The organism is Paraburkholderia sp., from assembly GCF_035501035.1.
GTDB lineage: Bacteria > Pseudomonadota > Gammaproteobacteria > Burkholderiales > Burkholderiaceae > Paraburkholderia.
In genome coordinates this window covers 1-11,581 of the sequence record NZ_DATJWR010000209.1, presented here as the reverse complement: position 1 = coordinate 11,581, position 11,581 = coordinate 1, and the positions used below count along the sequence as shown (strand labels likewise).

Sequence of the window (11,581 nt, the reverse complement as noted above, 5' to 3'; positions counted from 1 at the left end):
GAACGGCCAGGCGAACGAAGGTCATGCCTGCGTGAAGGGCCGCTTCGCGTGGGGCTATGCCACGCACAAGGACCGCATCAAGAAGCCGATGATCCGCGCGAAGATCACCGATCCGTGGCGCGAAGTGAGCTGGGAAGAGGCGATCAATTACGCCGCGGGCGAGTTCCGCCGCATTCAGGCGAGGCACGGCCGCGATTCGATCGGTGGCATCACGTCCTCGCGCTGCACGAATGAAGAAACGTATCTCGTGCAAAAGCTCGTGCGCGCCGCGTTCGGCAACAACAACGTCGACACGTGCGCACGCGTGTGCCACTCGCCCACGGGCTACGGCCTGAAGACGACGCTCGGCGAATCGGCGGGCACGCAGACCTTCGCCTCGGTCGATCACTCCGATGTGATCATGGTGATCGGCGCGAACCCCACCGACGGCCATCCGGTGTTCGGCTCGCGCCTGAAGCGCCGCGTGCGCCAGGGCGCGAAGCTGATCGTCGTCGACCCGCGCCGCATCGACATCGTCGACACCGCGCACGTGAAGGCCGAGCATCATCTGCAACTGCGTCCGGGCACCAACGTCGCGATCGTCAACGCGCTCGCGCACGTGATCGTGACCGAGGGGCTCGTGAACGAGGCGTTCGTGGCCGAGCGCTGCGAGACGCGCGCGTTCGAGCAATGGCGCGATTTCGTCGCGCTGCCGGAAAATTCACCGGAAGCCATGGCCGACGTGACCGGCGTGCCGGCCGAACAGGTACGCGCCGCCGCGCGCCTCTACGCGCAGCGCGGCAACTCCGCGATCTACTACGGCCTCGGCGTGACCGAGCACGCGCAAGGCTCGACCATGGTGATGGGCATCGCCAATCTCGCGATGGCCACCGGCAACATCGGCCGCGAAGGCGTGGGCGTGAATCCGCTGCGCGGCCAGAACAACGTGCAGGGCTCGTGCGACATGGGCTCGTTCCCGCACGAACTGCCAGGCTACCGGCACGTCGGCGACGCGGCCGTGCGCGCCGAATTCGAAAGCGCATGGCACGTCGCGCTGCAAAGCGAGCCGGGCCTGCGCATTCCGAACATGTTCGAGGCGGCGCTCGACGGCACGTTCATGGGCCTCTATTGCCAGGGCGAGGACATCGTCCAGTCCGATCCGAACACGCAGCACGTGGCGGCCGCGCTTTCGTCGATGGAATGCATCGTCGTGCAGGACATCTTCCTGAACGAGACGGCGAAGTACGCGCATGTGCTGCTGCCGGGTTCGTCGTTCCTCGAAAAGGACGGTACGTTCACGAACGCGGAGCGCCGCATCTCGCGCGTGCGCAAGGTCATGCCACCCGTCGCCGGCTACGCGGACTGGGAGGTGACGATCCTGCTCGCACGCGCGCTCGGTTACGAGATGGACTACACGCATCCGTCGCAGATCATGGACGAGATCGCGCGTCTCACGCCCACATTCCACGGCGTTTCCTACCGGAAGCTCGACGAGTTGGGGAGCATCCAGTGGCCGTGCAACGAAGCCGCGCCCGATGGCACGCCGATCATGCACATCGACGAGTTCGTGCGCGGCAAGGGCAAGTTCGTCATCACGAAGTTCATCGCCTCGCAGGAGAAGGTCACGCGCCGCTTCCCGCTCTTGCTCACGACGGGCCGCATCCTCTCGCAGTACAACGTCGGCGCGCAAACCCGCCGCACCGAGAACTCGCGCTGGCACGAAGAAGACCGGCTCGAGATTCATCCCGTCGATGCCGACGATCGCGGCATTCGCGACGGCGACTGGGTCGGCATCCAGTCGCGCGCGGGGCAAACGGTGCTGCGCGCGCAGGTCAGCACGCGCATGCAGCCGGGGGTGGTCTACACGACGTTCCATTTCCCCGAATCGGGCGCGAACGTCATCACCACCGACTCTTCCGACTGGGCCACGAACTGCCCCGAGTACAAGGTAACGGCCGTGCAGGTGAGCCACGTGCAGCAGCCCTCGGAGTGGCAGCGCGAGTACTCGCGCTTCAACGCGACGCAGCTCGACCTGCACCGCCAGCGCGAACCACTCACAACATCGGGGAAATAAGGCGATGCAAGCAGACCACCTGATCGAAATGGCGAACCAGATCGGCATGTTCTTCGAATCGCTGCCCGATCGCGAAGAGGCGCTCACGGGCATCGCGGAGCACATCCGCAAGTTCTGGGAGCCGCGCATGCGCCGCAGGCTGCTCGCGGCGCTCGATGTCGAGGGCGAGAAGGCGGGCTTCACGGAGATCGTGCTCGCGGCCCTCACGAAGTATCGCGAGACGTTGACGCCCGTGGCGGCCTGACACGCCCCCTACGACCCGTCGCATGACGGTCACACGTACACGGCGCCGCACGGCTCAGCCCTGCGGCGCCTGTGCGAAGCCCGTCGCCGCATACCACGTCTCGCAGTGGCGCAGCAGCGCGTTGAGGTCCGACCCGGGGCGGCCCCGCGCACCGATGTAGCCGTCGGGCCGCACGAGATAGAACGCGGGCCGCGTGCGCCCGTACGATTCGCCGAGCGCAGGCGCCCCCTCGCCCGCCAGTGGCGTTTCTCCATTCGCGAGATCGGAGATCCACCAGACCCGCAGCGCCTGCGGGAACAGCCGCTCGACGGCCTCCACGAAGCGCGCGAGTGCCGCGTGCGCACCCGCGCCGTTATTTTTCGCTCCCGCGCTTTCGCCCTCGCCTTCCACCAGCAGAAACAGCGAAAAGCACGCCGGATCGTGCAGGTCGAAGATGCGCCCCTTGTCGGGCGCCTTGCCAAGCGGACCGTCCACCACGCCCACCAGCGCATCCGGGGCACGTTCCCCCGCGCGCGGTCCGCCGTCGAGCACGCGCTCGAGCGTGAGCGGACTGCGCCGGTACTGGATCGACAGCTCGCTCACCGCCTGGCGGGCCGCGTCGCGCAGCGGCCCGAGCGCGACGAGCGCCGGCATCACGCGCTCGCGCAGCAGCTTGAGCGGGCCGTGATCGGCTTCGACCAGTTGCGTCATGAAGCTGGTTTGTTGCAGCACGAGGCGCTCGATCGGGTAGCGCTCGGCGTGATAGGTGTCGAGCAGGCGCTCGGGCGCGCCGCCCGCATGCACGCGTGCAATCTTCCAGCCCAGATTCAAGGCCTCCTGGATGCCCGTGTTCATGCCCTGTGCGCCCGCGGGGCTGTGCACGTGGGCCGCATCGCCGGCAAAGAAGGTGCGCTCGACGCGTAGCTGGCGCACCATGCGGCTGTTCACGCTGAAGTACGAAGCCCAGTGCATCTCCGAGACGGAGACCGGATGGTGCACGCGCTGCAGGATGATCCCCCGGCATTCGTCGAGCGTGGGCACGGCGATCGTGCCTTCGGGCGCGGCGGGCAGCATCGCCTTGTGATCGGCGATCAGCCGGTAACGGCCGTGACCGAGCGGAAAGAGCGCGGCGAGGCCGTCGCCAGAAGCGAACACGTGGAACTCGTCGTCGGACCAGGGCGTCGTGGCACTCAGGTCGGCAAGCAGAAACGACTGCGGCATGGTCTCGCCGTCGAATTTCATGTCGAGGCGATGGCGCACGGTGCTGTGCGCGCCGTCGGCGGCGATCACGTATGCGCAGCGCAGCGACTCGACACGTCCGTCGGGGCGGCGCACTTCCGCACTCGCGCCCGCCGAACCCTGGGTGAATTCGAGCAGCTCGCAGCCGCGCTCGATCTCGACGCCCAGCGTGGCGAGATGCCCGGTGAGAATGCGCTCGGTAACGGTCTGATCGATGAAGAGCAGATAGGGATACCGCGTGAAGAGCGGATCGAAGTCGAGCCGCGCGCGGCGCTGGCCGTTCGAGTAGAGATTCGCGACGTGCGCGCGGTGGCCGAGTTCGAGAAACGGCTCGACGATGCGATGTTGCTCGAAGAGTTCGAGCGTGCGCGCCTGGATGCCGATCGCCCGCGAATGGCGCCCCGGCTGCGGTGCGCGATCGATCAGGCGGACCGGAATGTGCGCGCGCGCAAGACCCATCGCGGCAGCAAGCCCGGTGGGTCCCGCGCCCACGATGAGCACGGGCGCAAGAGAAGAAGCCACGGCCATGCAGACCTCCATGCGCTCGACACGATACGTAGTGTATCGCCCGCGCCCGAGCGGGTCGCGCGGCAGCGCATCAAATGCTGCCCTGATTGCTGTGCAAACTACCGCGCAACGTACCGTACAAACTGCGGCGCTTCAGCCGTGGGGGCGAATGGGCATGCGAAGCCGGGTGCGTTGACGTGTGCCGATTGACGTCGGCCGGCACGTCGAGCGCGCAGCGGTGCTCGCTCGTGCCGAGGTCTACCTGCAGCGTCACGTGCCGCACGCCGAAGCGCACGTTGAGCGACTCGACGATGCCATCGAGCGCGGCATCGCCGGGGTGCCCGGCCGGCATCACGAGATGCGCGGTGAGCGCGCAGCCCGTGGTCGAAAGCGCCCACACGTGCAGGTCGTGCACATCCACGACGCCCTCCTGCCCGGCAAGAAAAGCGCGCACGCACACCATGTCGACGTTCGCAGGCACCGCCGCGAGCGCAAGCCGCACCGACTCGCGCAACAGGCCCCACGTGCCATACACGATCACGACCACGACCGCGATGGACATGAGCGGGTCGATCCAGCTCCGACCAGTCGCGAGGATCAGGAGACCGCTTATGGCGACGGCTGCCGAGACGCCTGCGTCGGCGGCCATGTGCAGGAACGCGCCGCGAATATTGAGGTCGTCTTTTTGCCCGCGCATGAAAAGCCACGCCGAAAAGCCGTTGACGACGATGCCCACGCTCGCGACGACGAACACGTCGAAACCCGCGACAGGAGCCGGATGGAGCAACCGTCCGATCGCCTGTGCGAGGATCGCGCCGCATGCGATGAGCAGCAAGGCGGCGTTGGCGAGCGAAGCGAGAATCGAGGAGCTGCCAAAGCCGAACGTGAAACGCGCCGAGGGACGGCGCGCCGCGAGCCAGGCGGCGCCCCAGGCGAGCAGCAGGCCGAGCACGTCGGAGAAATTATGGCCTGCGTCGGCGAGCAGCGCGGTGGATTGCGCGAGCACGCCATATACCGTCTGGAGGATGACGATGAAGACGTTCAGCGCGACGGCGATCGCAAAGGCGCGGCCGTGTCCTGCGACTGGCGCGTGATGATGGTGATGGTGGCCGTGCGCGTGGCCATGCCCGTGCGACGCGTGGCTGTCGTGCATGCCGCCTTCGTCGTGGTCGTGCCCATCCTCATGCTCGTGCCCATGGTCGTGCTCGCGGTCGTGCCCGTCACGCTCGTGGGGCGACTCATCGCCGTGACGGTGCGCGCACGCTTCGGCGTGTGCGTGCTCATGCGTGCCCTGCGGCGCCTGGCCGGCCGCCTCGTCGAACCACACGGGCGCGTGTTCGTCCTCGCGCTGCTCGGCGCCGTTGGCGCGCTCGCGATCGGCGGCCGTCATGCGCCCTCCTGCCAGTGCGTCGAGGGTTCGGCCACGTGTTCCAGCATCTCCGCGAGCATCGCACTGATATGCGAGTCCGCGGCGTCATAGAACACCTGCTTGCCCGCGCGTTCCGCGCGCACGATGCGCGCCGCGCGCAACAGGCGCAGATGATGGCTCACGAGCGAGGGCGACAGACCGAGCGCCTCGGCGATCGCCCCGACGGCGCGCCGCTCCTGCACGCAGGCGAGCACGATGCGCAACCGCGTAGCGTCGCCAAGCAGACGAAAAAGGTCAGCGAGCGGCACCACGCGCTCGTCGTCGGAAACCGGAGTCATGGCTACCAATACCAACATGTGAATATGTGTTCATATGTTAGTTGAGTAACGGAATCCCGTCAACCTTCGGGAGCGGGTCCGCGAGTGTGGGAAAATGCCGGCTTTGCGTCCCGAACGTTTTGCTTCTTCAGTCAATGGAACAGCTTTTTGTCCGCGCTTACGCCGCACATCGCGACGGCCGGCTCGACGACGCCGAGCGCGGCTACCGCGCGACGCTCGACGCCGATCCCGTGCACGTCGATGCGCTGCATCTGCTCGGCGTGCTGCGGCACCAACAGGGCCAGCACGCGGAAGCCGCGGACCTCGTGCGCCGCGCGGTCGCGCTGCGTCCCGACGACGCTGCGCTCCAGCTGAACCTCGGCAACGCGCTGAAGGCGCTCGGCGAGCTCGACGGCGCGATCGAGCGCTTTCGCAACGCGCTCACGCTGGCGCCCGCCTTTGCGCTCGCTCATTACAACCTCGGCAACGCCTATGCGGCGATCGGCCGCCACGAAGACGCGATGTACGCATTCGGCCACGCCGTGCGCCTGCAGCCCGGCGACGCGTCATCGCACAACAATCTCGGCAACGCGCTGCACGCACTCGGCCGCCACGATGAAGCCGCCGACGCGTTTCGCCGCGCGCTCAAGATTCGCCCCGGCCACGCAGGCGCACACAATAACCTCGGCATGTCGCTGAACGCGCTCGGCGACAGCACGGGCGCGCTCGAGCAGTTCCGCATGGCGCTGCGCGTGCAGCCGCGCTTCGTGGCCGCGCACTTCAATCTCGCGAACACGCTCGATGCGATCGGCCATCACCACGAGGCCGTGACCACCTTCGAAGCGGCACTCGCGCTACAGCCGCGCTTCGTGCCGGCCCTCTTCGGGCTCGGCACGGCGCTCGCCGCGCTCGGCCGCCACGACGAAGCGATCGGGCCCTACGAGCGCGCAATCGGCTTCGACCCGAAATTCGCGCTCGCCTGGCTTGCGCTCGGCACGGCGCACCATGCGCTCGGCCGTCATGCGGCAGCGCTGCGCGCCTTCGACGAAGCGCTGCGCGTACGCCCCAATCTCGCCGCCGCGCACCTCAATCGCGCGATCACGTGGCTCACGCTCGGCGACTTCCGGCGCGGGCTGCCCGAGTACGAATGGCGGCTCGATCCGGCCGCGCGCGAGGAGGCGCACGCCAACGCGCCGAATGGCGCAGGCTATGCGCCCGCCAGGACTGCGGCGGCGCCGGGCGCCACACCCGGCGCGCTGCCGCGCTGGCACGGCGAACCCCTCGATGGCCGCACGCTCTTCATCGAAGCCGAACAGGGTTTCGGCGACACGCTCCAGTTCGTGCGCTTCGTGCCGCTCGTCGCGGCGGCACAGGAAGGCAACGCGCGCATCGTGCTCGAAGTGCAGCGCGCGCTCATGCCGCTCATCGCGCCTGCAGCTGAAGCCTGGCGCGTCACGCTCGTCGAGCAGGGCGCGCCGCGCCCTGCGGCCGACCTCCACTGCCCCCTGCTCTCCCTGCCGCTCGCGCTCGGCACGAGCATCGACACGCTGCCCGCGCGCACGCCCTACCTCCAGGCAAGCGCCGCCTACCGGCGCAAGTGGCGCGGGTCGCTCGGGGGCCAGGCGCGGCGCAAGATCGGACTCGCGTGGTCAGGCCGGATCCTGAAGCATGAGAACCGCGCGATTGCCCTATCCGCGCTCGAACCGCTCTTCGCACTCGACGGCATCGACTGGATCGTGCTGCAGCCGGATGTGAGCGCCGCTGAGCACGCGGCGCTCGACGCGCATCCGCGTGCGCGCTCGATCCATCGCCTCGGCGGCAAGCTCGGAGATTTCGCGGATACCGCAGCCGTGATCGAACGCCTCGACGGCGTGGTTTCGATCGACACCTCGATCGCCCACCTCGCGGGCGCGCTTGGCGCGAAGCTCTGGCTCATGCTGCCGTTCGCAGCGGACTGGCGCTGGTTCACGAATACCGACGAAAGTCCCTGGTACCCGCGCGCGCGGCTCGTGCGCCAGCCGCGGCCGCATGCGTGGGCGGAAGTCGTGGAAACGGTCGCGCGCGAATTGCGCGACGCCTGAGCGGCGGAGCATCGGGCACTCAGGCCATGAGGCGCGGCCAAAGAGGCGCCGCGCCTGCTTCCCTTTCGTTGCGAAAGCGAAAGCGAAATTGTGCAAATGGCAGGTGCGCCAGGAAGGGCGCACCGCGCATCAAGCTGCCTTGTACTGATTGCGCGCTTCGCGCGTGCGATATAGCACAAGCGTGGCGATAAGGCCGCACACCGCCGCCACGCCCATCACCGCACCGGGCGCAGCCTTGTTGCCGCTCACGTGGATGAGGTAGGTCGAGATCGCCGGCGTGAAGCCGCCAACCGTCGTCGCGAGGCTATAGGCAAGCGAGAAGCCGGCGGTGCGCACGTCGGCGGGCATCACTTCGGTGAGCGCCACGACCATTGCGCCGTTGTAGCAGGCGTAGAGGAACGACAGCCACAGTTCAACCGACAGCAGGCGACCGAACGACGGCTCCGCCACGAGCCACTGCACGGCCGGGTAGGCGGTGAGGATCGTGAGCACGGTGAAGACGATCAGCACCGGGCGGCGGCCGACGCGGTCGGAAATCGCGCCCGAAACCGGCAGCCAGAACAGGTTCGACAAGCCGATGCAGACGGTCACGATCAGCGTGTCGAGCTCGTTCATCCTGAGCACTTCCTTGCCGAAGGTCGGCGTGTAGGCCGTGATCATGTAGAACGAAACGGTGGTCATGATGACCATGCCCATGCCGGCGATCACGATGCCCCAGTTCTGCATCATCGAGGCCGTGATCTCCTTGATCGACGGGCGGTGCTTCCTCTTCGCGAACTCTTCGGTTTCCTGCAGCGAACGGCGGATCAGGAACAGGAACGGCACGATCAGGCACCCGATGATGAACGGGACGCGCCAACCCCAGTTCGTCATCTGCTCGACGGGCAGCAGACGGTGTAGCAGCACGCCAAGCAGCGCCGCGAACACGACGGCGACCTGCTGGCTGCCCGACTGCCACGAAACGTAGAAACCCTTGTTGCCCCGGGTCGCGATTTCGGAGAGATAAACCGAAACGCCACCCAGTTCCACGCCTGCCGAAAAGCCCTGCAACAGGCGGCCCAGCAGCACGAGAGCCGGCGCGAGTATGCCGATCGTCGCGTAGCCCGGCACCAGCGCGACCGTGAGCGTACCGATTGCCATCAGGCCGAGCGTGAGGATCAGGCCCTTGCGGCGGCCGTGACGGTCGATATACGCGCCGAGGATGATGGCGCCGATCGGACGCACCAGAAAGCCCGCGCCGAATACGGACAGCGTCAGCATCAGCGAAGCGAAAGGATTGTCGCTCGGGAAGAAGGTCCGGGCGATCGCCGAAGCATAATAGCCGTAGACCATGAAATCGTACATTTCCAGAAAGTTGCCGCTAACAACGCGAAAAACCGTCCGGAATCTGGATTCGTTAGAAGATGCGTGGGACGCGGTGGACATGACATTCTCAGAAGAAACTGCCCAGGAGCCTTGATGCGGCTAGCGGGACAGTGAAAACAAAAGCTCGCGTGAAGGCGAGCATAGCGGGGGCGCGCCCGGGCGGGCGGTTATTATGAGGCGTGAACAAGGGGCCAGATATCCGGGCAACCCCCTACAAGCCGCGGCCAAAAGGCGCTAACGTCGCGCATTTCTTTCATCTTAATTCCATTAGCATTCGAATTGCTTTCTGCGGCCATGAACCCGCCGCGTGCGTTCCCGGATGGGGCACAATAGGACGCGGTAGGGCTCGGCGCGCGGCCCCCGACGCGCGCCCTGATTCTGTCGGCCCAAACGCCATCAATGCGCATGACCCAAGCCCCCGCCCTGACGCTGCGCCCGGCCACCGTCGCCGATGCCCCATTGCTCGCCGCCATGCACGCCGCAAGCTGGCAGGCCACCTATCGCGCGCTGTTGCCTGCCGCATTCCTCGAACGCGAAGTCGGCGCCGAGCGCGCCGCCTACTGGCGCGCGCGCATGGAAGCGCCCGGCAGCGAACGCCGCCTCGTCCTGATCGCCGAACTCGAGTCGGGCACCGCTGCGGGGTTCGTCTGCGTAGAACGCCAGCCCGGCTCGCCGTGGGGTGTGCTGCTCGACAATCTGCATGCGCTGCCCGCGCATCAGGGCATTGGCGTTGGCAAGTGCCTCATGCGCGCAGCGCAGGATTGGGCGCGCGCCCAGGGCGAAACCCGGCTCTACTTGTATGTGCTCGCCGGCAACTCACCTGCTATCGAGTTCTATGAGCGTCAGGGCTGGACCTACTCGGGCTCGGAGCCCGACCGCATGGGCGGCATCGACATCACGGCGCTGCGCTACGTGTACCGGCTCGACGGCGTGTGACGCCCAGTCGAGTTGCCCTGCCCCCGCACCACCGCTGCGCGCAGCGCAAAGGCGCCCACTTTTTAGGACATATCCGATAGAGCGACGCCATTACAGCTGCCATCATGCGCAACACCTCTTCACTTTTATGCGGCGCACCGCGGGCGACCCATCAGCGCGTGTCGTCGATAGCCTTGCCACCCGGCGCCGGCGCCAAGCCGCGGCTGCAAAAGATCCATGTCCACAACTCCGTTCATTCAGGTCGAAGGTGTGTTCGCATTGCCGTACATTCGGCCGCTTGGCATGCTGCCGGCGACATTCGGCCGGGAATGGGCGCTGACACCCTCTCACCTCAGTTGGCGTAGCGAACTACACGCACTGTATGCAGCCATCATGCGTACGATGTGCCTGAGCGCCGAAGCATTCCTCGCGGTCGCACGCTGGGACCGCGATCGCAGCCCCTTTCCGCTGCCTCCTGCGCCCGTCGCCGCGCCCATCACGCCAAAAACGCCCGCCGATGCAACGGCCGCGCGCGCCACGTCGCCGCGGAAACTGCGCAAACCGGTTGTGTTGTCGCGGCGTTCACCCCCGTACAAGAGAACCAAGCTCGCAGTCGCGATTGGCTGTGCAGCGCTGCTCGCCTGGATTGTCGCGAGTCACGCGCCAAGCGACTCGATAACCGCGGCCACCAAGGCAGTCTCGCGCTCCAATACGATCGAGAGGCAGGACGCATCGCAACGTACCGCTAACGCACGCGCCGAACATGAGCACGCGACTGTGGATGCCGTGCAGCAGCCGTCAACCCGCCCAGTTGCACCCGCTTCGCAGCCCATTGAGCACGCACCGGCTAACGAAGCCGTCGCACCTGGCCTGGCGAATAGGACCGCTCAGGCCCCTGCGCAGGCTCCCGTGATGACAGCCGTCAATGAGATCGAAGCGCTACGGGCGAACGTGCCTGCGCGCGCGCAACCCGATTTCGGCGTGCGGGCGAAGGCGGCGGCGCCCGCGCGGCTGGTTCAGCGCGAGGCGCGCCACAATGTCCGGGCGGTCAAGCTCGAGCCGTATCGCGAAGGGCCGCCGGTCATGGCGCATCGCTCGCGTGAGTCCGACCTCGAGGCAGACCGCTATGCGCCCCGGCACACTCGCGCGAATTCTGCCGACGACTACGCCTCCCTCATCGCCTACGCGAAGACTTACACCGCTGAGCGCACGTCGAACCGGCCAGCCGTGCCGGTCGACAGTACAGATTGGGTTAATCACGTATCTCAACGTCGCGTGACCGAAGTACCGGACCAGTTCGCGAAGTAGCGCGCCGCCCCCTCAGAAGCGACAAAAGATAAAAGCCCGGCAATTGCCGGGCTTTTATCTCTCGTCGCAGGCCACGCAAAGCGCACGCCGCCAGCAGGGCGAAGCCGCCCCCACTGCTCAGCGCCGCGCCCCGGGCAGGCCCGCCTCCGTTGCGCGCTGGAGTGAGTCCACCTGACGCTGCAATTCCCGCAATTGCGCCTGCGC

9 protein-coding genes are annotated in these 11,581 nt (G+C 67.0%); 5 read left to right on the top strand and 4 right to left on the bottom strand.

The features are described 5' to 3' along the window. Both fdhF and VMJ11_RS14855 read left to right on the top strand, forming a co-directional pair. Window positions 1–2,053 (top strand): formate dehydrogenase subunit alpha (gene fdhF / locus VMJ11_RS14860; RefSeq protein ID WP_325620154.1); only part of this gene is annotated, 2,053 nt, incomplete at its 5' end. Window positions 2,054–2,057: 4 nt separating this feature from the next. Beyond that, complete coding sequence (locus VMJ11_RS14855) at window positions 2,058–2,297, top strand: formate dehydrogenase subunit delta (RefSeq protein WP_325620153.1); 240 nt, start codon at window positions 2,058–2,060, stop codon at window positions 2,295–2,297. 54 nt (window positions 2,298–2,351) lie between these two features. Here the strand turns inward: VMJ11_RS14855 and VMJ11_RS14850 are convergent, their stop codons facing one another. The 3 genes from VMJ11_RS14850 to VMJ11_RS14840 all read right to left on the bottom strand — a co-directional run bounded on the left by VMJ11_RS14850 (window position 2,352) and on the right by VMJ11_RS14840 (window position 5,729). After that, entirely contained in the window at window positions 2,352–4,043 is a 1,692-nt protein-coding gene (locus VMJ11_RS14850; protein ID WP_325620152.1) for an FAD-dependent monooxygenase, read from the bottom strand. A 70-nt stretch (window positions 4,044–4,113) separates the two neighbouring features. Then, the gene (locus VMJ11_RS14845) at window positions 4,114–5,412 is read right to left on the bottom strand and encodes a cation diffusion facilitator family transporter (RefSeq protein ID WP_325620151.1); all 1,299 of its coding nucleotides are present in this window, start codon (window positions 5,410–5,412) and stop codon (window positions 4,114–4,116) included. Next, window positions 5,409–5,729: a metalloregulator ArsR/SmtB family transcription factor gene (locus VMJ11_RS14840; RefSeq protein WP_325620150.1), complete on the bottom strand. Its 321-nt coding sequence runs from the start codon at window positions 5,727–5,729 to the stop codon at window positions 5,409–5,411. Before VMJ11_RS14840 ends, VMJ11_RS14845 begins: the two co-directional genes overlap by 4 nt. 134 nt (window positions 5,730–5,863) lie before the next feature. On the opposite strand from VMJ11_RS14840, the gene VMJ11_RS14835 reads away from it, so the two are divergent. Beyond that, complete coding sequence (locus VMJ11_RS14835) at window positions 5,864–7,789, top strand: tetratricopeptide repeat protein (RefSeq protein ID WP_325620149.1); 1,926 nt, start codon at window positions 5,864–5,866, stop codon at window positions 7,787–7,789. A gap of 129 nt (window positions 7,790–7,918) precedes the next feature. On the opposite strand, the gene VMJ11_RS14830 is transcribed toward VMJ11_RS14835, so the two are convergent. Then, a complete protein-coding gene (locus tag VMJ11_RS14830) occupies window positions 7,919–9,214 on the bottom strand; it encodes an MFS transporter (protein WP_325620148.1) in 1,296 nt (431 codons plus the stop codon). Window positions 9,215–9,559: 345 nt separating this feature from the next. On the opposite strand from VMJ11_RS14830, the gene VMJ11_RS14825 reads away from it, so the two are divergent. Next, window positions 9,560–10,090 (top strand): GNAT family N-acetyltransferase, encoded by a 531-nt coding sequence (locus tag VMJ11_RS14825; protein ID WP_325620147.1) that lies wholly within the window; start codon window positions 9,560–9,562, stop codon window positions 10,088–10,090. Window positions 10,091–10,306: 216 nt separating this feature from the next. Next, entirely contained in the window at window positions 10,307–11,377 is a 1,071-nt protein-coding gene (locus tag VMJ11_RS14820; protein WP_325620146.1) for a hypothetical protein, read from the top strand. Window positions 11,378–11,581 lie beyond the last annotated feature (204 nt).